Source organism: Halonotius roseus (assembly GCF_006861655.1).
GTDB lineage: Archaea > Halobacteriota > Halobacteria > Halobacteriales > Haloferacaceae > Halonotius > Halonotius roseus.
Genome location: NZ_SESI01000002.1, coordinates 478,893 through 502,124, shown reverse-complemented (window position 1 = coordinate 502,124; position 23,232 = coordinate 478,893). Strand labels below are relative to the sequence as shown.

The following is a 23,232-nucleotide window of genomic DNA, read 5'->3' as shown; positions in this document are numbered from 1 at the left end:
GGAGCATGTCACCATTACGCGATGCGTTGCAGGAGCTGCCGGATGCGGTGTTCGCCGATCTGCTTGAGTCCGACGACGCCTACCTGCTGGTGCTCGATGTTCCGGGGGTGACCGCCGAGACCGCCGACATCCGCACCGAAGGGGGACGGCTGATTGTCGAGGCCCGCCGCGGGAAGTCGGTACCGCCGGAGTTCCAGTATCTTCGGGAGGATCGGCCGCTGTTTTTGGACGCTGAGTTGCCGCTGCCACGGGAGGCCGACGGGAGCGCGGCGACCGCCGAGATCGACCGCGGCGTCTTGGAGATCCGGCTGCCGAAAGCGGCGACCGACGGGGAGTCGATCCCGATCGACGACGCCTCGGCGTAGGTGATCGCTCTGGTCTCCCTGCGTGCCTACCGACGGTTCGTCGTCGTCGCCTACCGGTTTCTGCCCCTGATCGTCGCCTACCTGCGGGATCGGCGGCGGTTCCTCATCTTCGGGCGGAGCCGGCAGGTCAGCCGGGAGATGCAGCGCGAGCGCGCGGCAGTGCTGTTGGACACGCTGTTGACACTCGGACCAACGTTCATCAAGCTCGGCCAGCTGCTGTCGACGCGGCCTGACATCCTGCCGAAGGCCTACATCGAGGTGTTGTCGAGTCTGCAGGATGACGTGCCGCCCGCGCCGTGGGACGAATCAAAGTTGGTGATCGAGGAGGAGTTGGGCGACGTTACGGAGGTGTACGACGAGTTCGACACCGAGCCGATCAGCGGCGCGAGCCTCGGCCAGGTGTATCTCGCCGAATACGAGGGCGAGCAGGTCGCCGTCAAGATCCGTCGGCCGGGGATCGAATCGCTTGTCGAAGCCGATCTGAAGGTGTTGCGGTGGTCGATCCCGCTTCTCGTGCGGTTCATCGGTGAGGGACGGGCCTTCTCGCTTGACAGTCTTGCCGACGAGTTTGCGAAAACGATCCGCCAGGAGATGGATTACAGCCGCGAGCGCGACATCCTCGAAGAGATCCGCGGCAACTTCGACGGCAACGAGGACATTGACATCCCCGAGCCGATCGATCCGGTCTGTAGCCCGCGGGTGCTCACGATGGAGTACATCCCCGGGACGAAGATCAACGATGTCGAGGCTCTCGACGAGAAGGGCCTCGACCGCACCGAGTTGGCGACGACGCTCCAGGAGGTCTACCTCCAGATGATCATCGAGGACGGCGTCTTCCATGCCGACCCCCATCCGGGCAACCTCGCGGTGAAAGACGACGGGACGATCATCTTCTATGATTTCGGGATGTCGACGACGGTCGATCCCTTCATCCAGGAGAAGATCGTCGAGTTCTACATCGCCGTCGCCAACCAGGATATCGATGCGATCCTCGACACCCTGATCGATATGGGGACGCTCAGCCCGACGGCCGACCGGCAGGTCATGGGCGACGTGTTGGAGCTCGCGATCGCCGACGCCCGCGGGGAGAATATCGAGCAGTACCGTGTCAACCAGATCATCGAGCAGGTCGAATCAACGATATATGAGTTCCCGCTGCGACTGCCTCGGAATCTCGCGCTCGTGCTCCGGGTGGCGACTGTCGTCGAGGGGGTCTGCGTGACCCTCGACGAGGACTTCGATTTCATCTCGGTGGCGACCGACTATCTGACCGAGGAAGGTTACCGCGAGGAGACGATCAAGCGGCTGGCACAGGACGCCGGCGAGCAGGTACAAGATACCGCCGAGGCCCTCTTCACTGTTCCGCCGAAGCTGAACCGGGTGTTGGATACGGTCGAACGCGATAATCTCACGGTCAACGTCCAGATCGACGACGAAAACCACGTCCTCGACAAACTCGCAAAGCGGATCTCCTACTCGATCATCGTCGCCGTCGGGCTGCTGTCGGCGTCGATCATCTACTCGTTCACGGGTCAGTGGCGCATCTCGGTGGCGATTCTGGCGTTGACAGTGCCGATGGTGTTCTTCCTCTATCGGTCGTTCAAGCAGCCGACCGGGCTGCGGGCGCGCCCGCAGTTCACACGGCAGAGCATGCGCCAGCAGCGGCAGCGTGACGAGGAGCGGTAAGTCTTACAAGCGGTTCAGGTTCGACTCTTGGTTACTGTAGTGATTGCAGTATCAGATGGCGGATGTTGTTACAGATTAGCGTGCAAGATGGAGGGCGCGGGTCTTGTACGATGTTTCAATTTGTTTGAATTGGCTGTGTCTGATCTGTCCAACCAATTATCCTAATGGACATAATAAGCACAACGCTAATGAGTATTTAGTAATCCCATTTTGCCTCTAAACGCATGGAACGTTTTATTTTGTAGCTGTTTGAAAACAATCATTATGGGTCGAGTACAGGCTTTCCTTTCAAAAAAGCGTGTTACATTTTCACTAATATTGGTTTTTCTCGTCACCTATCCATTGGAACTCCTCATCATTACCCAATTTGGAATAGAAACATTCGAGTTCTGGTTTCTCTTTCCTCCGGGTTTTGAACCAACACCGGCATGGATACTCGCGCTATTTGCTCATGGGACAACGCTACATTTAGCTGGAAATATTCTGGGGGTTCTGGTGTACGGACTGGTATTGGAGCGGTACGTGGCGGGAAGTACGTATCTTACTGTTTATATGCTAACTGGTATCCTCGCAGGACTAATCCACACTAATTTTACCGGCAGCACCGGAGCTGGGGCGAGCGGTGCGATTATGGGTATATTCGGCTTCTATGCCATTGTATATATAGCGATGTACCGACCAGATGAAGAGATTGATCCATCGGAGAGTATACGCTATACCTTAGCAATCTTAGGACCTCCAGTGATTGTTGCACAGTACGCTATAGACATCTACGTCAATAATGGTGGATATGTTCACGTGGCCGGTGGAATTATAGGTATTCTTTTGGGACTCGTATTCGTGGGATCTCAGGTTGAAAATCCGGTCTCAAATTTAATCGAGTTAGCTAAAGAAGCTCCGTTCCGAACGGCACTCTTAGTACTGGTCGTTGCCGAGACGGTAGTGATAGTTTACCTGCTGATAGCGACCCCAGAGAACCCATCAATCTCTACCGCAATCCAAGCTGGAGCCACGATAATCTTGGTACTCATCACGATCTGGTATGCAAACCACACAAGGCGGAGTGCCAAACTCTTTCGTCGTGAACTGGAGTTAGAGACTCAACGGAACCATGCTGAAACTCTCCAGAGTCGTATTAGCACGTGGTTAGAAGATTTTCCGGCTGTTGGTGAGACTGATGTCCCGCTATTCGCAGATAGAGATTCGATGTACGCAGTTCCGGAGAGCCTCCGAGATGATCCGTACTTCGAAGACCTCACAACGAATCACGCCTCAGATATCCAAGATTCTGTAGGCCGTATAGACGACCTGTACACTGAATTTCTAGATATTCGTGATGATTTCGTCGATAACCTGAGCATCGACGAGCATACTAATATGAGGCAGATCGATATTCTTGAGGAGAACTACGCCAAATGGTTGTTTGAGCGAGTGTTACTGTTAGAGCGTACGGATAAGGATAAAAAGGATCTCAAATCAGCAGTTGGTGACGCCTTCGAAACCAAAGCACTGGAGGAAGACGACTACTTCCGACTGATTGGAGATACTGACCAATTCCGGAAGAGAGCGATCATGCTCTATCACTACAAGCGATCCTTTGCGAAGGGCCGGAAGGATCCATACATGTTCCGTATTTACGCCACAGGTCCGCAGAGGCATATTGACGAAATTGAATCTGTAACAGGATACTCTGATGCAGTGGGTGCCTCTGAACTGCTTGATGACATTGAGACGGAACTCAGAGAGTTGGAGAAGCAACTGATTGAGTACAACGAGGCTCCTAGGTTCGAGGGTGAGTGCGATCTAATACTGGATATCGATTAGCGGATTCATCTTCTGTATCTTGCACTACTGTATTTGACAGCTTCATCAGGAGTCAACTCACACCGGCTGATCTCGATGCCGATGCCGACGCTGCCGACCGCCTCTAACGAGTCCTATCGAGCCAACAGTTATTCGCGTCCCGACCCAACATCATGTATGCAGATACTCGTCACCGGCGCGACCGGCTTCGTCGGCGGCAACCTCGTCGACGCCCTCCTCGCTGCCGACCACGAGGTGACGATCCTCACCCGGAGCCGCGAGCGATACGACGGGCCCGAGGCGGTGCGGGTCGTCGAGGGCAACGTCTTGGAGCCGGGCAGCTTCGATGACGCCCTTGATGTCGACCTCGCCTTCTATCTAATCCACTCGATGGGCGCGGGCGGCGACTACGCCGAACGCGACCGCCGGGCCGCCCGCAACTTCTCGGAGGCCGCCAGCGACGCTGACCTCGACCGCGTTGTCTACCTCGGTGGGCTCGGCGCCGACCGCGACAATCTCTCGCCACATCTGCGCTCTCGGCGGGAGGTCGAGCGTATCCTCGGGCTGGGCGAGTACGACCTCACCGTCCTCCGGGCGGCGATCATCATCGGCGCGGGCTCGATCAGCTTCCAGCTGATTCGCCAACTCGCCGGCCGGCTGCCGGTGATGATCACGCCAAAATGGGTACACACCGAGTGCCAGCCGATCGCCATCGACGACGTGATCGGCTATCTTGTCGGCGTCGCCAAAACCCCCGAAACCGCGGGCGACACCTACGAGATCGGCGGCCCCGACGTGTTGACCTACGCGGAGATCCTCAAGGAAACCCGCCGCCAGCTCGGTGGCCGGCTCCGGATCGTCCCGGTGCCGGTGTTGACCCCGCGGCTGTCGTCGTGGTGGATCCGGTTTGTAACTGATGTCGACCCCGCGGTCGCCCGGCCGCTGATCGACGGCGTCAAAAACTCGGTCGTCGTCACCGACACCCGGATTCAGGAGCTGCTGCCCCGCGATCGACTCCCCTTCGAGGCGGCGGTCGCCGACGCGCTTGCCGACGAGCCGGCGGCCTCGCCGACGCCGAAAGCCCGGCTCGGGCGGCTGCTCCGCGGAGGAAAGCCATGATCGGGAGCGGCAAACGATGAGCCCGAGCATCCGAGCGACGACCGCGAAACCGATACATCCGAGTGTGTGGCGGCCAACCAGAGGATACTGATGGCCAAGGAGTACGGTGATACGTGGGTTTACGAGGGGATCGTCGGCGGGCTGCCGGGGATCGAGCTTTCGAACACTCACGCCGTCGCCATTCAGTTTGGGCTCTTTCAGGTCGGCATCCTCGTCTTCGCGGCGATCTACGATCTCTGGTCGGCCGCGCTTGCCGGCACGGCCGCCGTCGTCGTCGCCGCGATCGGCAGCGTCGCCATGCACCGGCTGGGCACCCAAAACCGCGCTGTCGACGCGCCGGCGGCCTACTACCGGCTGTTGTTTGGTTCCAGCATCGAGGTCGTCCTCTCGGTGCTGGCGTTTATCGCGCTTATCACCCACCTGTTTGTGTTCGATGTCCAGTCATCTGGCGAGCCGCTGATCGCCGCGCTGTTCGGCGCCGAACCGCCGGTGATCGTCGTCTATCTCGTGTTGTTGGTCTGTTGGGATCTCTGCTACCGGATCGGTACCTCGTGGTGGGCCGCTGTCGTCTCGCTGTGGCGCGCGCTGACGATCCCCTGTGAGCCGGGCGTTACAACCCAGTTCGTTCGGATTGATCTGGAAAACGTTGGGTTTGCGGCCTCACAGATCCTCCTGTTGCCGTTTCTTCGTGAACAGACGGTGTTGTTCGTCGCTGTCAGCGGTCACATCGTTGCTGTCGCTGTCGTCTCTGCAGCCTCGATCTGGCTGACGCGGACGACGACCAAGCCCCTTCTGGCAACGACAAGCGACTAACGGTGGCTGTCTGAGCCGCCGCTAGGCGTTCCTGAGATAGCGAAATAGCGATACTGCGGCGACCCGGGTGATCGGATACAGCGATGACCTGTGAGGTCAGCTATTGCGGCGACCCGGGCGGTCACCCGTTTTGGAGCTGTTCGAACTGCGCCAACAGCTCGTCGGCGGACTCGCCGGTATCGTACTCCATCGACCCCTCGTACTCGTTGCGGGCCTGCTCGAAATCGGCATCAACCGTCGCGTTCTTCCGCTCCCGGCGTTCGTGTTCGTCCTCGTCGTAGTCGCCTAGTGACATGGTATACCATACCTTGGATGCTGCCAAATAAATATATATCGGTCACCATCAGTTCCGCCAGCCAGCCCCGACCGAGCTGCCGAAGCCAGAACACGTAACTGTCCCGCCAGTGACTGTGCGGCCGTGGCACGACCGCTTCGCTTCCGGTATGCCCCGGGCAGGTGGTCGGACGACCGGCTCCGATCCGAGCTGTTCCAGCCGCTGGACGACAACCTCGGCGCGACGATGGACGAGCCGTGGTACCGACCGCCGAGTGGCTACGATGCCGTCCGCTTTGCGATGGACAACGGCGATATCGCGCTGTTTGCCTGGACGGATGGCGATGACGGCCCGGCCGGCGTCGAGGGTGGCCCCGCCGGCTACTGGCTCGGCAACACCGAAACGCCGAGCAGCCTCTGGCGAACCGAGAAATACGGGTTCGATGAGGTTCCGTACCCGGTTTCCCGGTGGGCCGAGCGCGAACTGCTGGCGCAGCTCCGGATGGAGTCGCCGTGGCTTGAGCCCTACGACCACCTCGCGTGGTTCTTTCTGCCGGTCTTCCTGTCGAAGGACGGCCGGGAGAGCACCCGCTCGTTTTTCATCGATCACGCCGCCGGCTTTCCGGACGCGACCGCCGACGAGGCGCTCCAACACTACGAATCTGTGCTCCACACCGGCGCGCTCGACGACAACCGCGAGGAGATGGCCGGCAAGCTCGGCACCTCCGAACAGCTCGATCTGACCCGGATGACCGCCGCGATGGGCGAGTTCAACGTCGCCAAACTGCTCGTGGAGGCGGGCTACGATATCACCCCCGAGATCGAGGTGACGACCGGCCACTCCATCGATTTCCGGGCTGATCCACAGGGAAGCGACGGCAGCGACGCCGTTCTCGTCGAGGTGACCCGACCGCTCCCGCCGGATCGCCGCGCGGCATCCTCCGCGATCGCCGCGATCCGGGAGACGGTCAAGACAAAAACCGAAGGCCAGCTTGATGCCCACGCCGGCGGTGTCGTCCTGCTGGTCGACTGTTCGTCGTTTCCGGCCGCGGAGTGGCAGTCGATCATCGACGAACAGCCGGATGTCGGCCACCGCCCGGCGGTCGTCTTCCGGCTGCGACCCAACGAGCGGGCGACAGGATACCGTATCGGACGGCTCCCGCTGTCGCTTGCCGATGTCATCGAGTTTGCCGCCGACAACGAGCCCGCCGCTTGATCGAGCCACGCCCCACCGCCGCTGGCACCGTCGGTAACCCTGACCCCTACAAGCATCCATCCTCTATCGGCTCCCATGCACACCGCCACCCGAGTCACGCTCGCGCGGCTCCCCTCCGGCGTCCCCATCGAGACAACAATCCACCGCTACGGGATCGGCGACGGCCCCACGTGCTATGTTCAGGCCGCCCAACACGGCCGGGAAATCAACGGCACCGACTGTTGTCGCCGACTCCATGAGCGACTCACCGGCGACGCTACCAGCTCAGCCGCAACCGACAGCGATGGCTCGCTCGCGGCCGATCTCGACGGTACGCTGATCGTCGTTCCAGTTGCCGACCCGCTCACGTTCGATCGGGTCTCCTACACCACGCCGGAACCAATCGACTCGGCGGCCCCCAACATGAACCGGTGTTGGCCCGGCGACAGCGAGGGGACGATCCACGAGCGGATGGCCGCCCGGCTGTGGGCTGAGGCGAGCGATGCCGACGCCATCGTCGATCTCCACACCGGCAGCCCCGAGATGCAGACGCACACGGTCTACCTCCGCGGCGACGACGCCTCCCGGAAACTGGCCGAGGCTTTCGGCACCGACCTCCTGCTGGCGGAGGCTGCCGGCGACGATGCCGACACCGAGTGGGACGAGCGCAATTTTGGGGGTAAGCTCCGCGTCGCGGCGACCCGCGAGGGGATCCCCTCGATCACGCCGGAGCTCGGATCGAACAAACAGCTCGACGACGAGGCGATCCAAGCTGGCCTCGATGGCCTCTTCGGCGTCCTTCGCCACCTCGGACTGCTCGCCGGCGACCCCGGCCCTTGGGATGGTGTTCGCGCGCGCAACCACCTCGGCCGGGTTCGAGCGGCCGACTCAGGGCTCTTCGTTCCCGACGCTGAGGCCGAACTCGGAGCCGACGTTGACGCCAGCGAGACGTTCGGGACGGTCTACGATCCGGCGACCTACGAGCCATTGCAGACGGTTACCGCCGATCGCGCCGGCGTCGTCTACTCGATCGCCCGCGAGGCGACGGTGACGGCGGGCCAGACGCTCGTCGGGGTCGCCGAGCGACTGGACGAGTAATCAACACCGCTACCGAAGCCAGCGAAGCTGCAGTATCTGTCTCAACATTGTGATATCGAGTTGCACAAGAGATAGAGATTGGAGTCGACGAGAGCGACAATGCATTCCGCCTGTGGGCAGACACCGAAGTCTCGAAACGGTCTGCCGGCCGCGGTTATCGTTCGACGGCCCCTGCCTTCCCGGGACGACGACGTTCGAACGCCGACCGAACGGCGTCTGTCGGATCGAGCGATTCGAGTTCGCGTTCAACATCGACAGCCGCGTACTCCTCCGTGCCGGCAGGCGTCTGTTTGAGAATGTTCACGTGATACAGATACGAGAGTCGAACGAGCCACCGAGCATGGTCGTAGTCCTCCGAGTGTTCGATGTAGAACGTCGTCCACCCTGACTGATCGAGCATGTGGTGGACGCCCGTCTGACCCACTTCGATGAGCACATCACGAAGCGCGCGGAGATAGGCGACATCGAGCATCCCCCAGGCGTGGACGTGGCCGATCTCACGCGGGCCGACGCGCCACTCGGTTCCGCCGAACCGGTGTTCGCCCGTTGTGACGCCCTGCCACGAGTCCACCTCCTCGATAAGCTTCTCAACGGTCGATTCAATCGCTGCTCTGTTCGAATCTGACATACGAGCGGTACGGGCCCAGTAGATATGAGTCGTTGGTTGGTGATACCCAAGACACGCTCACCGTCGTAACAACAGTGCTACCGGCACGAGGAGGAGCGCGCCGGCGACGAACGGTGACCAGTAGACCACGACGTAGGCAGCCGCAGCGAGCGGTGGCCCGACGGTTCGCCCGAGGCTCCCCGCACTCTGCGTGACGCCGAAGGCTGCTCCCTGCCCATCGTCAGTGGCTCCCTCAGAAACGAGGGCTGCGAGCCCGACCGTTATCGCGCCGTTTCCGAACGAGGCCAGTGCCCCGAACGCTACCAGCACGACGAGCCCGCCGGTCACCCAGCCCGGACCACCACTGAAGAGTGCGGTCGTTCCCGCCAGCGGGGACACCGCGAGCAACACCAGCGCGAGAAACAGCGACACGACGCCCGCGCGAACCACGTATCGAACACCGACTCTCCGCGAGAGCCAGCCGATGAGCACCCCCTGATTAACGATCCCGAGCGCGCCGATATAGGCGAGAAAGATCGCCGCAGCGGTGGCATCGTACCCAAAGAAATCAGCCAGAAACGGCACGAACATCACGGTCATGCCGGCGAAAGCGAGCGAGGTCAGAAAGAATCCGATAACGAGCGGCCGGAGTGTTTGGTCGGCGAGGGCCGTCCGAAACTGCTCGACGAACGTGACACGACGCGCTGGAGTCCGTATTCGATCCGGCTCTTTCAGCACGACCGCTGTCGCCCCGAGTGCGAGAAACGAGAAGCCCGCTGCGGCAAAACTCGGCAGCGAGAAAGGGGTCACCGGAATGAATCCGGGCAAGAGCGTGCGAGCGGTCGATACCACCGTGTCGCTGGCGAGGAGGCCACCGATCGCCGGGCCGAACACGAACCCGAGTCCGAAGGCCGCTCCGACGAGCCCGAGCGCGCCGGTTCGCTCCGCCGGTGTCGTCACGTCGGCGATATACGCCTGTGCGGTGGCGATATTCCCGCCTGCCGCGCCGGCTAGCAACCGGGCACTGAACAGGACGACAAGGCCGACTGTCACGCCGAGGGCTGCACCGATCTCCGCGGCGAACCCGAAGAGAATCCAGGCAACCCCTGCGACACCGACCGAGAGCATAAGCACCGGCCGCCGGCCACGTTCGTCGGAGATCCGGCCAAGCACCGGCGCGGCACCGAACTGTGCCACTGAATACGCCGCCGCGAGTAATCCGATGAAAACGTCGCTCACTCCGAACGAGCGGACGTAGAACGGAAGGATCGGGATGATGATGCCGAAGCCAAGCAGGTCGATGAAGACGATTCCGACGACGACCGCGACGCGGCGACGTGTTCCTGACGATGTGGCTAGCTCTGCCTGCTCGCTTGTCGCCGCTTGAGTAGAAGCCACGGGTACGAGCGTTTGGCACGGACGAATATACCGATACCGGAATCCACAGCTGTCCTCCTGTCAGTTTGACCTGTGAGGGGGCGGCAGGGGACAAAATATGCACCCGCTATTCAGCAGTTGGCGACTCAATCCTACAGTAGCTGATAGAAGCCGAGTGACCGATAGAGAGGATGTAGTCATCAGGGTAGCTGTGTCGGCAGTAGAACTATTGCGTACCGGTTCCAGAAATAGGTATGGGCGAACGGCAAGGGCGTCTCCTCGGTATCGTCGGTATCGTCCTGTCTATTTTGACGTTGACCTATACGGTTCTCTGGTTCGCTGGAATCGTTTGAACTGTGCGACCGACTCGCGCGTTCTATTCAGCAGTTGGCGACTCAATCCTACAGTAGCTGATAAGCAGCCGAGTGACCGATAGAGAGATTTTATCTTCCAAACGAACTACCGGTCTGTCTCATTACCGTCGGCGGTCACGCGAGCAGACTCACCGATCGGATGCCGTCAGGCCGATGCCGACCAGCACGACCGCGCCGCCGAGCATCGTAAACAGCGTCGGCGACTCACCGAGCAAGACAAGCGCGAGGATCGTCGAGCCGACCGGTTCGGCGAGCAGCGAGACCGAGACGATACTCGACTCGACGTGGGCGAGCACCCAGTTGATGACCGTATGCCCGAACAGCCCCGGCCCGACTGCGAGGCCGACAAAAAGCAACCACTCGCGTGGCGCGTACCCCGTCAGTGGCGCGCCCTGTGCGAGGACGATCACGAGCAGTACGACCGAACACACGCTGTAGACGACTACGACATACGGGACGAGCGAGACGCGCTGGCGCAGCGAGCGGCCCGCGAGGACGTAGCCGGCCGCCATCACCGCGCCCAGCAGCGCGAGGGCGTTCCCCAGCATGGGGTCGGGGCCGACGAGAACGCCACCGAGCAGGTCGCCGACAGACATCGTCACCATCCCCGCGATAGCGACAACGATGCCGGCGACGATTCGTTTCGAGAGCCGCTCCGAAAGGAGGAGCCACGCCCCGACGGCGACGAAGAGCGGCTGGGCCTGCACTAACGTGACGCTTGCGGCGACGCTCGTCCACGCGAGGCTCTCGAACCACGCGGCGAAGTGCACCGCGAGAGCAACCCCCGATAGCGACGCGAACACGAGGTCTCGGCGACCGATCCGGGCGAACTCGGTGCGGTACTGCCAGCCCGCGACCGGCAGGAGCGCGAGCGTGGTGAACAGGACGCGGTAGAACGCCGCTACCGACGATGGCGCGGTCGTCAGCCGGACGAGGATCGCGGCGGTGCTGATCGCCACGATAGCGACGGCGAGCCCGGCCGCCGGGGGCACTTCCTCGTCGAGCGTCCGCAGGAGAGCGACCGTCATCAGCCCACCACTCTCTCGCCGATCATTGGTCGTGGCCGCTCCGTTGCTCGCGGTCGTTGTCCGTGCGATCACGGCTGACGATCCAGACGCCGATGCCGACGACGAGACTCCCGACGACGAAGCCGGCCCCGATCTGTTCGCCCAACAGGAGGGCTCCCAACGAGATGCCGACGACCGGCTGTAGGAAGTAGAACACGGCGACGGTGCCCGCCGAGACGAACTCTAAGCCTTTGTACCAGAGATACCACGCGGCGGCCGTCGAGGCCAACCCGAGGTAGGCGGTTGCGAAGATCGACTCGGCGGTCACCGGAATCGAGCCGATGCCGCGACCGAGGACGGCCAACTCGATTGCGGCCAACACGGCGAGCATTGGCGTCGCCGCGATTGTCGAGTAGGTGGCGGCGGTCAACGCCGAGTACTTCCGGACGACCGAGACGCCCCAGACGGTGTAGCCGGCCCAGGCGAAACTCGCCACGACGAGCAAGCCGACGCCGACGGCGTTGCCGGCGGCGATGGTCGTCAGATCGTACTGGCCCGCGAGGACGACTGCGGTTCCCACCGCGGCGAGGGCGATGCCGCCGGCTTTGCTCCGCGTGATGCGTTCGCCGAGGACGCTCGCGCCGAGAACGACGGCGAAAACCGGCGTCAGCACCGTTAGCAGCGAGCCCTGGCTGGCGTTCGTGAGTTCGGTTCCGAGGAACTGCGTGGCGATGGTGACGGCTACCCAGCCACCGAGGCCGACGAACGCCGGCCAGTCCGCGCGGTCGATGCCCGCCCCGCCATCGCCGCCGCGGGAGCCACGTCTGTTGGTGGCAACGACGCCGAGCCAGAGTGCGAGCGCGCCGAGTGCGACCCGAAAAAACCCCATCGTGACCGGCGGGACGAACGCGAAACTCCACTTGCTGACGACGAACATCCCGCCCCACAGCGACGCGGCCGCCAGCGGGCCGAGCGCGAAGGCGTACGGACGGAGTCCCCTCACGAGTCGACATCAGCACGGACGCGAATAGGTGTCTCGACCCCGGCGGCAACGTGTCGCTGGAACTGCTGGTTCGACGACGCCACGCGAGTCAACCTCCACCGAGGTAGAGCTTCGAGACCTCGTCGCTGTCGAGCAGCGAGTCGGCCGCACCGTCGAACCGGACGGTTCCCTGGTCGAGGACGTAGCCGCGGTCGGAGATCCCGAGGCCCTTCTTGGCGTTCTGTTCGACCATCAACACGGCCGTATCCATGTCGTTGACTGCCTCGACGTGGCCGAAGACTTCCGCTGCCGTGTTCGGTGCCAGCCCCGCCGAGGGCTCGTCGATCAACAGCACATCGGGCTCCATCACGAGCGCGCGAGCGAACGCCAGCACCTGTCGTTGGCCGCCCGAAAGCGTACGCGCGTTCGCGTTGCGCTTCTCGTCGAGCAGCGGGAACCGCTCGTAGAGCGTGTCGATGACGGCTTCGAGCCCGTCCTCGCGGGCGACGCCGCCCATCCGGAGGTTCTCCTCGATGGACAGCGAGCCGAACACGTTGTCCGTCTGGGGAACGTAGCCGATCCCCTCGCGGACGATGTCCTCGGGTGCCATCCCGCCGATATCGTCGCCGTGGTAGTGGACCGTCCCCTCCCACGGCGTCAGCATGCCAAAGATCGTCTTCAGCACCGTCGATTTCCCCGCGCCGTTCGGGCCGATGAGACAGACGATCTCGCCGGCGTCGAGATGCAGCGAGCAGTCATCGAGCACCTGCACGTCCCCGTAACCGCTGTCGACGCTGTCGAGTTCGAGGACGTGGTCGCCCGTCGGATCGGTGCTGGCCGCGGTTCTGCTGTCGGTCTCACTCGTCTCGTCCGTGGGAGCGTCGTCCGTAGTGTGGTTCGTACTCATGAGTTAGCCTCCGAGATACGCATCGATGACGCGTTCGTCGTTTTGCACCTCATCGGGGGTGCCCTCCATGAGGACGTGCCCGCGGTCGAGGACGATCACCGGGTCGGCGAGACTCATCACGAACTCCATGTCGTGTTCAATGAGCAAGAACGTCGTCCCCTGCTCGTTGAGCCGCCGGATCTGTTCGGCAAGTTTGTTCCGCAGCGTCGGGTTGACCCCTGCTGCCGGCTCGTCGAGCAACAGGATCTCCGGCTCGGCCAACATCGCGCGGGCGAGTTCGACGAGCTTCAGCTGGCCACCCGAAATCTTCGTCGCGGGCTGGGTCGCTAGGTGGTCGATCTCGAAGTCCTCAAGGATCTGTTCGGCATCATCGAGGTTCTGTTGTTCCCGTTGACGAACCGACTCGGGATCGGTGAACAATTTAATGAATGACTCGCCGGGCTGTTCGCGCGGGCCGACGAGCATCGCCTCCCGGACAGTCATCCCCTCCAGTTTGCGTGGGGTCTGGAACGTCCGGATGAGGCCGTGGTCGGCGATGTCGTAGGGCTCCATGTCGGTCACGTCGGTGCCGTTGACCTCGACGCGGCCCGCGTCGCTCTCGTAGAACCCCGAGATGAGGTTGAACAGCGTCGATTTCCCCGCGCCGTTCGGGCCGATCAGCCCAGTGATCGTGCCACGTTCGACCTCGAAGGTCGCGTGGTCGGTTGCGACCAGCGCGCCGAAGGATTTGACGAGGTCGTCGACGCGGAGGACGACGTTCTCCTTGTCCATGTTCGCGGCGACCTCTTCGCTCGACGAATCGCTGTTGGCTACCTGTGACGCTTGACTATCAGTCATCGTTCTCACCTGCCTTGGCTCCGCGAACGCCGCTGTCCGGCTGTTCCGGCGCGTCGTCGACGACGCTGGGCCAGATGAGTTCCCGCTGCGGCGGCAACACGCCCTGTGGCCGGAACCGCATCAGGAGGACGATGATGACGCCGATCAACAGGAGCCGCAGCGGCGCGATATCGAAGGGGATGAACTCGAAGGCGTTGAGGAACCGCGTCCCCTCGCGGATGGCGACGATGACGAACCCGCCGAACAGCGCGCCCCGGTTCGAGCCGCTGCCGCCGAGCATGACCGCAACCCAGACGTAGAACGTCGTGATCGGATCGAGATCGCCGGGCGCGACAAACAGGTTCAGATGGGCGTAGAACACCCCCGCGAGTGCCATGATGAGGCTGCCGAGGACGAACGCCTGCATCTTGTAGCGGTAGGTGTTCTTCCCGAGTGCCCGCGCGAGATCCTCGTCGGAGCGAATCGTTCGCAACACGCGGCCCCACGGCGAGCGGTGGGCCCGCCTCAACACGAAGTAGCTGGCGGCGATAAACGAGACGACGACCACGACGTTCAACAGCGCGCTCCAGAACGGCTGGCGGAGCACAACCGTTCCGCCGGGGAGCCACGAGACCGCAATATTCGGCATCGTTTGCGGGAACGTTTCGAGCAGCGGCCAGCCGTCGAAGAACGCCGGAATTCCCCGGACGCCGGAACTCCCGTTTGTCACCTGTTCCTCGTTGAGGATGATGATCCGTACCACTTCGGCCAGCCCGATGGAGGCGATAGCGAGGTAGTCCGCCCGGAGCCTGAGCGTCGGAATCCCGATGAGCAGCGCGAGGATCGCCGCCAGTGCGAGTGCGACGAGTAACCCGACGACGGGTGCGAGGTTCCCTGCGATCGGCGATGAGCTCGCCGAGGCGAGGGCCGTCCCGTAGGCCCCGATCCCGAAGAAGGCGGCGACGCTGAAGTTGATCAGGCCGGTGTACCCCCACTGCACGTTGAGCCCGAGCGACAGCAGCGAGTACATGCCGGCGAGCCCGACGAGAAACAGGAAGTACGTCGGTGCGAGAATCCCGGTAAAGAGCCCGCCGACCAGCAACACGACGAAACCAATGATAAAACCGCTGACGCCCTGTTCGGCGCGGGTGAGCCCGCTCCAGTAGGCTTTCGGATCGTCGGCGATCTCTCGAACCGACATCTCAGACCGCCTCCCCGGCGATACCGCTCGGTCGCACCAGCAGGACGGCGACCATGATGACGAACGCGATAGCGTTCGCGTATTCGATCCCGATTGGAATCCCCCAGGAGTCGGGGACGAGCGGGAGTATTGTGCCCAACTCCGAGAGGATCGGCGTCAACTGCGTGACCATCCCGATGAGGACGCCGCCGAGCATCGCGCCGTACACCGAGCCGATGCCGCCGAGGATGACCGCGGCGAAGATGATGAGCAGCAGATCGAACCCCATCCGCGGCGCGAGCCGGCTGAACAGCCCGAGGAAGACGCCGCCCGCGCCGGCGAGGCCAGCCCCGATGACCCATGTCGCCAGTTTGACCCGGTCTGTTCGGATGCCGCTGACGCGGGCGAGATCGGGGTTGTCGGCCATCGCGCGCATTTTTCGTCCAAGGTCGGTGTACTGCAACAGGACGTGCAGGCCGACGACGAGAACGGTCGCCGAGGCGACGATCGCCACGTCGTGGAGTGTCACGCGAATCCCGTACGGCAGGAGCGCGTCGATAGGTCGCAACGCCGAGATGTCATAGCGGGTGAAGTCGGCCCCGAATCCCATCTGGATGACCGCCCGGTAGACGAACGCGATCCCGATCGACGTGATGAGCAGGCCGATCGAGCCGACATCCATCGCCTCGTAGACGACCTTCTCGGTGACGACGGCGACGAGGGCGGCCATCCCGATGCCGACAACGAGTGCGACGAAAAAGCCGTAGGGCAATCCGAGGACGGTTCCGCCGAGGCTGCCGACGGCACCGAAGGTCACCAGTGCCGCGTAGGCACCGACGGTCATCGTATCGCCGTGGGCGAAGTTGGCGAAGTTGGCGATGCTGTACACCAGTGAGAGCCCGATGCTCCCCAGCACGATGATACTGCTGTACACCAGCCCACTGGCGAGGAGGTCGAGCACCATCTGTCGGGTTAGGACTCGATGAAGCCGATCGGTTCGTAGCTGTGATCCTGAACCTCCTGGATCTGCAGGAAGCCAACCGGATCCCCGTTCTCATCGAGGTCGATCGGCCCGCTGACGCCCTGGTAGTCGACATCGCTTGGGCCGCCGCCGTCGGCGAGGATGTCGTGGGCTGCCTGATAGGAGCTGACCTGCTCGCCCTCGGGTCGGGTCACGTCACGGACGACCTCACCCAGTGCTGCACCGGTGAACTCCTCGGCGGCCTGAATCGAGAGTGCTGCCGTGATAACACAGTCGTAGGCGTAGGCCGACCACACGGTCGGCGACTCGTCGTACTCGCTTTCGAACGTCGAGACGAAGTCCTGGTAGCTCTGCTGTTCTTCGGGCGCGGAGGGGACGACGATCTTCATCCCGTCCATGCTGCCTTCCGGTGTGTTCTCGATGACGTTGTCGCCGGAGACCGAGTCGGCCCCGTACAGTTGGGGTTCGTAGCCACTGGAGAAGATCTCGTTGACCATCGTGGCGAACTCGGCCTGATAGGTGATGAACAGCCACGCGTCCGCGTCGGCACCGTTCATCTCGCTGACCACGCCGGAGTACGACGACTGATCTTGGTCGTGGGGGTTGTTGTAAGCGATGTCGCCATCCCAGGCGTTGACGAAGGCCTCGGCGAGACTCGACCCGTAGTTGTTGTTAACGTAGGTGAGCGCGACGCTGTCGTAGCCGTCCTCGGCGATGATGTTCGCCAGCGCGGTCGATTGGGTGCGACCGGTCGGCGACATCCGGAGCAGCCCCGGGAAGTCAGTCAGACCGAGCCCTGTGGAGTTCTGGCTCAGTTGGACGACATCCGTGCCCTGGACGACGCTCTCATAGATCGACAGCGAGACACCGGAGCCGACCGCGCCGATCATGAACGGCACGCCGTCCTGATTGACGAGCTTTTGGGCCGCCGAGACGCCGCCGGAACTCTCACTCCCGGAGTCCTCGACGATGATGTTCAGGTTTCGTCCGTTGACACCGACCTCGTTGACCGCTGCCAGCGCGAGATCCTTCCCGCGTTGGTTGCGCTGCCCGAACGCCGACAGCGAGCCGGTTACCGCATCGACCATCCCGATCTCATAGGGGCCGCTGCCGCCGCCCCCGCCGTCGCCCGAGCCGCCCTCGTCAGTCGCCGAACAGCCAGCGAGGCCCGCTAGCCCCGCGGTACCCACGCCGCCTGCCAGTTTCATCAGTGTCCGCCGATCAATTGTTGTGGTATTCCGTGCCATGGACATATGACCGACCGAGACACGGGTTAATCGTGACCCTACCATGGTCGGGCCGTCGATGACCCTGCCGCTCGGTTACCCCATCGCCCGGATTATTTCACGCCAGTCGTATCAGAATTATTTGGTCGGGTTCCGATATACGGTGGATTAGTTCGTGAGTCCGTGTATGATACCCCCGATCGCCAGCAACTTCGTGGCGGGTGAGACGGCTGGGGAGGCGATGGATCACGTCGAGGAGCTAAACGACCGCGGCGTCGGCGGCATCCTGAACCTCCTCGGCGAGCATTACGAACAACGCGAAAACGCGGACGCGGATGCCGACGCGTACATCGAACTCGCAAACGACATCGCCGACCGCGATATCGACGCCTGTTTTTCTGTCAAGCCGAGCCAGATCGGCCTCGGGATCAGCGACGCTGTCTTCGAGGAGAACCTCGCTCGCATCGTCGATGCCGCCGACTGTTTCGTCTGGATCGATATGGAAGACCACCCGACGACCGACGTGACGCTTGATGCCTACGAGCGACACGCCGTCGAAACCGATGGCAACGTCGGCGTCTGCGTCCAGGCCAATCTCAAGCGCACGGGTGATGATCTCGAACGCCTCGCCGACCTCCCCGGCAAGGTTCGGCTTGTGAAAGGGGCCTACGACGAACCCAAAAAGATCGCCTACAAGAAGAAAGCGAAGGTCGACGAGAGTTACAGGGAGTATCTGACCTACATGTTCGAGGCCTTCGACGACGGCATCGCCGTCGGGAGTCACGATCCCGAACTGATAGACCTCGCAAAAGAGTTGCATGCCGAACACGGCACCCCCTTCGAGATTCAGATGCTCACGGGCGTCCGTGAGAGCGCGCAGTTCGAACTCGCCGCAGAGGGGTACACCGTCTACCAGTACATCCCCTACGGCACCAAGTGGTTCTCCTACTTCTACCGTCGCGTCCGCGAGCGCAAGGAAAACGCCCTCTTCGCGCTTCGTGCGGTTATCGGTCGCTAAACTGACCGTTGCCGATCGTTGATTCGTCACCGATCGTTGATTCGTCGCCGACCGCAGTTGGACACCCGACTGGCTAGGGGTTGAGGAGCTTCGCCTCGGCCTTCCGGAGGTGTTCCAGCAGCGTCGTCTTCGAGACATCGAGATCGCTGGCGAGTTCACGCGTCGTGGTCTCCCGCGGCCATTCGTAGTAGCCCGCCTCGCATGCGTGCTCGAAGACGCCTCGCTGTTGGGTGGTGAGCGTGTCGAGTCGCTGGTCGCGTTCGGTACCGCCGCCGTTCTCGGTCGTCGTGATCGAGTTGATCGTGACCTCCGCGCCGGCCTGCTCGCGGACGCTATCGAGTGCGTCCTGAACCTCGGTGCGGTCGTTGACGAAACACACCTGCCACTCCTCGCGGCCGTCCTCGATGCGCACGGGCGCGCTGTGGACGAACCCGTGTTCGAGCAGGGTCGGACAGACCATGTCGCTGGGGTCGTATTCGAGGAAAAACTCTCGGACGACGTTGCCCGGCGCGTTCCGCTCACGACCGAACCGCTCCTGGAGCTCCGAGAGATCTCCCGAGTGCTCCGAGTCCCGAATCGCCGCGAGCAGTCGGTCGACTTCGGCTTCGTCGTCGCCGAACGCGGTGAACAACCCCTGAACCGTCCGACTCAGATCGCTCCCCGCGGTCGGCGAATTGTAGATGGCGTGAGCCAACACCCCGCCATCGGTCTGGCCGGTCGCCTCGATTGCCCAACAGTTGGGATGCCAGAGATCGAGCGTCAGCCGTGTCGTGGTTGTCTGGTCAGCGATGGCCATAGTTTGAATATTGGTCTACTGGCTATATCCCTGTGCCGGTGTCACAAAGCCCCGGGCGACCATGGTCGGCACCGTTGTGATTCGGCCGTTCTTGGCGGCGTGAACAGCGATTACGTCCTTTCGGGTGGCCGCTGCTCGTTCCTCCAACCATGACAGTTGGTCGCTGTCTGGCCGTCCATGGTCGGACGGGTGTTTTCGAGGGTGTGTGAAGACATACCAACAATGGCAGAACCATACCAGCATTACATCGACGGCGAATGGGTCTCCGGCGACGGCAGCGAGACCTTCGAAAGCGAGAACCCCGCTACCGGCGAAACCCTCGCCGAGTTCGAACGCGGGAGTCCAAGTGACATCGACCAGGCGATCACGGTCGCCGAGGCGGCCTACGAGGAGTGGCGCGAGCTCTCCCGCATCGAACGAGCCGAGTATCTCTGGGACGTCTATCAGGAGCTCCGCGACCGCACCGACGAACTCGGCGAGATCGTCACCAAGGAGTGTGGCAAGGAGATCAGCGAGGGGAAAGCCGATGTCGTCGAGGCCGCCCACATGGTCGAGTGGGCCGCCGGCGACGCCCGCCATCCCAGCGGCGATATCATCCCCTCCGAAATCGCCGCAAAGGACGCCTACATGCGCCGCAAACCCCGCGGCGTCACGGGCTGTATCACGCCGTGGAACTTCCCCATCGCCATCCCCTACTGGCATATGGCCGTCGCGCTGGTCGAGGGCAACACCGTCGTCTTCAAACCCGCCGAGCAGACGCCGTGGTGTGCCCAGATCATCGCCGAGATGTTCGACGACGCCGGGATTCCGCCCGGCGTGTTCAACATGGTACAGGGGTTCGGCGACGCCGGCAACGCCATCGTCGAGGACGACCGCGTCCCGACGGTACTCTTCACGGGCTCCGCCGAGGTCGGCCACAAGATCGCCGGCAAACTCGGCGATGTCTCCGGTCGCCGTGTCGCCTGCGAGATGGGCGGAAAAAACGCCGTCGTCATCACGGAGGAAGCCGACCTCGACATCGCCGTTCACTCTGCGGTGATGTCGTCGTTCAAGACGACCGGCCAACGCTGTGTCTCCGCGGAGCGACTCATCGTCCACACCGACATCTACGATGAGTTCAAAGACCGGTTCGTCGAGATTGCGAGCAACGTGGCGGTGGGTGACCCACTTGATGAGGAGACGTTCATGGGGCCGCTCATCGAGGCCGAACACGCCGAGAAAGTCGCCCGCTACAACGAACTCGCCCGCGAGGAGGGTGTGAACATCCTCGTCGACCGGACGGAACTCGACGCCGCGGAGATTCCAGACGGTCACGAGAACGGCCATTGGATCGGGCCGTTCGTCTACGAGGCCGACCCTGACGCCGATCTGCGCTGCATCAGCGAGGAGGTCTTCGGTCCCCATGTTGCCCTGCTGGAGTACGACGGCGACATCGAGCGCGCCGTCGAGATCCAAAACGACACGCCCTACGGCCTTGCGGGAGCCATCGTTTCGGAGGACTACCGCCAGATCAACTACTACCGGGATCACGCCGAACTCGGCTTGGCCTACGGGAACCTCCCCTGCATCGGCGCGGAGGTGCAACTCCCCTTCGGCGGCGTGAAGAAATCCGGCAACGGCTACCCCTCGGCCCGCGAAATCATTGAGGCCGTCACCGACCGCACGGCGTGGACGCTGAACAACTCCAAGGACATCAAGATGGCCCAGGGCCTCTCGGCGGACATCATTACAGAAAACGACTGAGACACAAGGCTACCGGGCCCACGTGGCATCCTAACTGCTTTGTCAACGGTGTGTCGCTCGGGTTCGTTTGGTTGCTCTTAGAATGCAGGGTGTGTCAGTCGGTTGGCTGCGGGATACGCGCTGTCTATTCATCACTCGGCGGATCATTCCATTCAGTTGTTGACAGGTAATTCAGTGACCGATACAGAGGGTGGATTGAGCACAGAGATACCGTTCGAGAACTCAGATCGTCACCGGGAGTACCATGGTGCCACACGGATAATCAGTTCACGCTCTTCGACAGTTCAGCCCCTGCCTTGAATTTCACTTCCTCTGACGCACTCGCAGCGTTCACCAAGTGCAACACTGGCGCATCCACCGCCACGTGCGTCACGAACCGATAATTCTCTCCTGCCTCACCATCATCACCTCTGGTCTCCCCACCTCGACTGGTGATGATATCGAGGATATCATCCGCCAACCCATCGTCCTCACGCTTAACGAACTCCTCAACAGTGCCTGAATCAATCCGCGCCCCCCGCAGCGAACGCTCACCAGACACCGACCGCTTCAACACGTCACCGAACCCATCACCATCAGTCGAGAAATCGAAGCAGCACTCGATACCAACCACCTCCGTCGAACCGGCCATCGACAACACCGTCACCGACTCCTCGTACAGCGCAGCGTCGTCGATGACCCATCCACCCGTGTACACAAGCTGGCTGTTGCTCTCACACCGCTGGACGTACAACAACGCCGGAAATGGCTTCGGACACCGCGGCGGCTGCACCATCACCTGATACACCGACACGCCCGACCCAGCCCCCGACTCAGTCGTACGAGCCCACACCCCCGGCCCACACGGGTCATCATCCGCAGCAACACACACCTTCGCAGACTTGTCGTCCACCGTCGGCGGTGTATTGACGACAGTCACCGTCCCACCCTCACCCCGAACGACCTCAAGACTCCCGCCCGTCGCCACCGGCCCCGCCACCTCCGCAACAAAGTGAGGCGTCGTCCCGCACACCGCACCCGGGTACACATCAGAGTCTGTATCATCACAATCACCACTCTCATCCGAACCAGCATACTCCGACTTCCCCCACGCGTACAACTGACCCTCACCATCAGACTGACCCGTCAAGTAAGCAAAAAGCCGCTCCGGCGTCACCTCCTCACGGAGACTCCCATTCCCACCCGGAACCTCCGCATCAGGCAAACAGACCGAGAACCGCTCAGCAACAATCGGTTCACCACCCAGATACGCGACGAGGTCAGCGTCCTCCTCAGAACCGTCGCCGACACCATCACCATCAGAATCTGAATCCGTATCACTCGCCTGCGTCTTCCGCTTGTTGCTCCGCGACGAATTGTAGTCCTGAGCCATCACCGCAGAAGACGTAACCCACCCCTCCAACTCGACATCCCCAAGCTGCCCGGCAGACACCGTCGGAGTCAACCGACTCACGTGCGGGCTCCCCGGAGCCATGATAAACGTGACTTCCGTATCATCATCATTCCAGTCTGTCCCTGCGAACACTGCCGCAGGCGACGAGCCCGTGTTCGTCACTGACGACGCAACTTGATTCAGACAGCCAGCGAGTCCCCCAACTACAATAACCCCGCTCGCTGCGAGTAGTGACCGACGGCTGACGGTCGTACGTGGCACAGTATTTCGGTGGCTGTTGCGTCTCTCTGAACACATACTCAAACAGTAGAGGGCACACGCTATGATAAGCGTTCTTATATTTGTGTCTTGTTAACAGGAAAATTGGAGACCGACTCGCGCCCTCCATCTTGCACGCCAACCAATGTCACTCTCGCTACGCTGATCGTTCGCTCAGTGAGAGACGCGCGTCGACAACAGAATCCTTAGGTGG

At 62.1% G+C, this 23,232-nt stretch carries 21 protein-coding genes; 9 read left to right on the top strand and 12 right to left on the bottom strand.

What is annotated here, in order from left to right; all coding sequences use genetic code 11:
- The first annotated feature begins 5 nt into the window (after positions 1–5).
- The 5 genes from EWF95_RS08655 to EWF95_RS08635 all read left to right on the top strand — a co-directional run bounded on the left by EWF95_RS08655 (position 6) and on the right by EWF95_RS08635 (position 5,786).
- Complete coding sequence (locus tag EWF95_RS08655; protein WP_142443658.1) at positions 6–365, top strand: Hsp20/alpha crystallin family protein; 360 nt, start codon at positions 6–8, stop codon at positions 363–365.
- A complete protein-coding gene (locus tag EWF95_RS08650) occupies positions 366–2,051 on the top strand; it encodes an ABC1 kinase family protein (protein ID WP_142443657.1) in 1,686 nt (561 codons plus the stop codon).
- Positions 2,052–2,315: 264 nt separating this feature from the next.
- Complete coding sequence (locus EWF95_RS08645) at positions 2,316–3,875, top strand: rhomboid family intramembrane serine protease (protein WP_142443656.1); 1,560 nt, start codon at positions 2,316–2,318, stop codon at positions 3,873–3,875.
- 156 nt (positions 3,876–4,031) lie between these two features.
- Entirely contained in the window at positions 4,032–4,973 is a 942-nt protein-coding gene (locus tag EWF95_RS08640) for an NAD(P)H-binding protein (RefSeq protein WP_142443655.1), read from the top strand.
- Between the two features lie 90 nt (positions 4,974–5,063).
- On the top strand, positions 5,064–5,786 hold the full coding sequence (locus EWF95_RS08635) for a DUF7530 family protein (protein ID WP_142443654.1): 723 nt from the start codon (positions 5,064–5,066) through the stop codon (positions 5,784–5,786).
- Positions 5,787–5,907: 121 nt separating this feature from the next.
- Here the strand turns inward: EWF95_RS08635 and EWF95_RS13540 are convergent, their stop codons facing one another.
- The gene (locus tag EWF95_RS13540) at positions 5,908–6,081 is read right to left on the bottom strand and encodes a DUF5786 family protein (RefSeq protein ID WP_185911742.1); all 174 of its coding nucleotides are present in this window, start codon (positions 6,079–6,081) and stop codon (positions 5,908–5,910) included.
- A 123-nt stretch (positions 6,082–6,204) separates the two neighbouring features.
- On the opposite strand from EWF95_RS13540, the gene EWF95_RS08630 reads away from it, so the two are divergent.
- Positions 6,205–7,275, top strand: coding sequence for a DUF5784 family protein (locus EWF95_RS08630; protein WP_142443653.1), 1,071 nt, complete (start codon positions 6,205–6,207; stop codon positions 7,273–7,275).
- A 75-nt stretch (positions 7,276–7,350) separates the two neighbouring features.
- Complete coding sequence (locus EWF95_RS08625; RefSeq protein ID WP_142443652.1) at positions 7,351–8,352, top strand: succinylglutamate desuccinylase/aspartoacylase family protein; 1,002 nt, start codon at positions 7,351–7,353, stop codon at positions 8,350–8,352.
- Between the two features lie 154 nt (positions 8,353–8,506).
- On the opposite strand, the gene EWF95_RS08620 is transcribed toward EWF95_RS08625, so the two are convergent.
- From EWF95_RS08620 to EWF95_RS08580, 9 genes are all read right to left on the bottom strand, one after another.
- Positions 8,507–8,980, bottom strand: coding sequence for a luciferase domain-containing protein (locus EWF95_RS08620; protein ID WP_221886634.1), 474 nt, complete (start codon positions 8,978–8,980; stop codon positions 8,507–8,509).
- Between the two features lie 57 nt (positions 8,981–9,037).
- Positions 9,038–10,357 carry an MFS transporter gene (locus EWF95_RS08615; RefSeq protein ID WP_142443651.1) on the bottom strand — a complete coding sequence of 440 codons (1,320 nt, stop codon included), beginning with the start codon at positions 10,355–10,357 and terminating at the stop codon, positions 9,038–9,040.
- A gap of 481 nt (positions 10,358–10,838) precedes the next feature.
- Positions 10,839–11,738, bottom strand: a complete 900-nt coding sequence (locus EWF95_RS08610; RefSeq protein ID WP_142443650.1) for a DMT family transporter — start codon at positions 11,736–11,738, stop codon at positions 10,839–10,841.
- A 22-nt stretch (positions 11,739–11,760) separates the two neighbouring features.
- Positions 11,761–12,654 (bottom strand): DMT family transporter, encoded by an 894-nt coding sequence (locus EWF95_RS08605; protein WP_142443931.1) that lies wholly within the window; start codon positions 12,652–12,654, stop codon positions 11,761–11,763.
- A 154-nt stretch (positions 12,655–12,808) separates the two neighbouring features.
- Positions 12,809–13,606 carry an ABC transporter ATP-binding protein gene (locus EWF95_RS08600; RefSeq protein WP_142443649.1) on the bottom strand — a complete coding sequence of 266 codons (798 nt, stop codon included), beginning with the start codon at positions 13,604–13,606 and terminating at the stop codon, positions 12,809–12,811.
- A gap of 3 nt (positions 13,607–13,609) precedes the next feature.
- Entirely contained in the window at positions 13,610–14,377 is a 768-nt protein-coding gene (locus tag EWF95_RS08595) for an ABC transporter ATP-binding protein (RefSeq protein WP_142443930.1), read from the bottom strand.
- A 58-nt stretch (positions 14,378–14,435) separates the two neighbouring features.
- Positions 14,436–15,623, bottom strand: coding sequence for a branched-chain amino acid ABC transporter permease (locus tag EWF95_RS08590; protein ID WP_142443648.1), 1,188 nt, complete (start codon positions 15,621–15,623; stop codon positions 14,436–14,438).
- A 1-nt stretch (position 15,624) separates the two neighbouring features.
- The gene (locus tag EWF95_RS08585) at positions 15,625–16,566 is read right to left on the bottom strand and encodes a branched-chain amino acid ABC transporter permease (RefSeq protein ID WP_142443647.1); all 942 of its coding nucleotides are present in this window, start codon (positions 16,564–16,566) and stop codon (positions 15,625–15,627) included.
- An 8-nt stretch (positions 16,567–16,574) separates the two neighbouring features.
- Positions 16,575–17,831: an ABC transporter substrate-binding protein gene (locus tag EWF95_RS08580; protein ID WP_142443646.1), complete on the bottom strand. Its 1,257-nt coding sequence runs from the start codon at positions 17,829–17,831 to the stop codon at positions 16,575–16,577.
- A 166-nt stretch (positions 17,832–17,997) separates the two neighbouring features.
- Between EWF95_RS08580 and EWF95_RS08575 the strand changes: the two genes are divergently transcribed.
- Positions 17,998–18,828 (top strand): proline dehydrogenase family protein, encoded by an 831-nt coding sequence (locus EWF95_RS08575; RefSeq protein WP_142443645.1) that lies wholly within the window; start codon positions 17,998–18,000, stop codon positions 18,826–18,828.
- Between the two features lie 73 nt (positions 18,829–18,901).
- Here EWF95_RS08575 and EWF95_RS08570 read toward each other — a convergent pair whose 3' ends face one another.
- Positions 18,902–19,624 carry a helix-turn-helix domain-containing protein gene (locus tag EWF95_RS08570; RefSeq protein ID WP_142443644.1) on the bottom strand — a complete coding sequence of 241 codons (723 nt, stop codon included), beginning with the start codon at positions 19,622–19,624 and terminating at the stop codon, positions 18,902–18,904.
- A 222-nt stretch (positions 19,625–19,846) separates the two neighbouring features.
- On the opposite strand from EWF95_RS08570, the gene EWF95_RS08565 reads away from it, so the two are divergent.
- Positions 19,847–21,367 (top strand): aldehyde dehydrogenase family protein, encoded by a 1,521-nt coding sequence (locus EWF95_RS08565; protein WP_142443643.1) that lies wholly within the window; start codon positions 19,847–19,849, stop codon positions 21,365–21,367.
- Positions 21,368–21,629: 262 nt separating this feature from the next.
- On the opposite strand, the gene EWF95_RS13765 is transcribed toward EWF95_RS08565, so the two are convergent.
- Positions 21,630–22,739: a hypothetical protein gene (locus tag EWF95_RS13765; protein WP_246055666.1), complete on the bottom strand. Its 1,110-nt coding sequence runs from the start codon at positions 22,737–22,739 to the stop codon at positions 21,630–21,632.
- Positions 22,740–23,232 lie beyond the last annotated feature (493 nt).

Coding starts and splice junctions, on each gene's coding strand:
- EWF95_RS08640 (WP_142443655.1), top strand. CDS start 4,032: ATGCAGATACTCGTCACCGGCGCGACCGGCTTCGTCGGCGGCAACCTC.
- EWF95_RS08625 (WP_142443652.1), top strand. CDS start 7,351: ATGCACACCGCCACCCGAGTCACGCTCGCGCGGCTCCCCTCCGGCGTC.
- EWF95_RS13540 (WP_185911742.1), bottom strand. CDS start 6,081: ATGTCACTAGGCGACTACGACGAGGACGAACACGAACGCCGGGAGCGG.
- EWF95_RS08600 (WP_142443649.1), bottom strand. CDS start 13,606: ATGAGTACGAACCACACTACGGACGACGCTCCCACGGACGAGACGAGT.
- EWF95_RS13765 (WP_246055666.1), bottom strand. CDS start 22,739: ATGGCTCAGGACTACAATTCGTCGCGGAGCAACAAGCGGAAGACGCAG.
- EWF95_RS08620 (WP_221886634.1), bottom strand. CDS start 8,980: ATGTCAGATTCGAACAGAGCAGCGATTGAATCGACCGTTGAGAAGCTT.
- EWF95_RS08585 (WP_142443647.1), bottom strand. CDS start 16,566: ATGGTGCTCGACCTCCTCGCCAGTGGGCTGGTGTACAGCAGTATCATC.
- EWF95_RS08605 (WP_142443931.1), bottom strand. CDS start 12,654: ATGTTCGTCGTCAGCAAGTGGAGTTTCGCGTTCGTCCCGCCGGTCACG.
- EWF95_RS08635 (WP_142443654.1), top strand. CDS start 5,064: ATGGCCAAGGAGTACGGTGATACGTGGGTTTACGAGGGGATCGTCGGC.
- EWF95_RS08565 (WP_142443643.1), top strand. CDS start 19,847: ATGGCAGAACCATACCAGCATTACATCGACGGCGAATGGGTCTCCGGC.
- EWF95_RS08580 (WP_142443646.1), bottom strand. CDS start 17,831: ATGGCACGGAATACCACAACAATTGATCGGCGGACACTGATGAAACTG.
- EWF95_RS08575 (WP_142443645.1), top strand. CDS start 17,998: ATGATACCCCCGATCGCCAGCAACTTCGTGGCGGGTGAGACGGCTGGG.
- EWF95_RS08590 (WP_142443648.1), bottom strand. CDS start 15,623: ATGTCGGTTCGAGAGATCGCCGACGATCCGAAAGCCTACTGGAGCGGG.
- EWF95_RS08645 (WP_142443656.1), top strand. CDS start 2,316: ATGGGTCGAGTACAGGCTTTCCTTTCAAAAAAGCGTGTTACATTTTCA.
- EWF95_RS08595 (WP_142443930.1), bottom strand. CDS start 14,377: ATGGACAAGGAGAACGTCGTCCTCCGCGTCGACGACCTCGTCAAATCC.
- EWF95_RS08610 (WP_142443650.1), bottom strand. CDS start 11,738: ATGACGGTCGCTCTCCTGCGGACGCTCGACGAGGAAGTGCCCCCGGCG.
- EWF95_RS08570 (WP_142443644.1), bottom strand. CDS start 19,624: ATGGCCATCGCTGACCAGACAACCACGACACGGCTGACGCTCGATCTC.
- EWF95_RS08655 (WP_142443658.1), top strand. CDS start 6: ATGTCACCATTACGCGATGCGTTGCAGGAGCTGCCGGATGCGGTGTTC.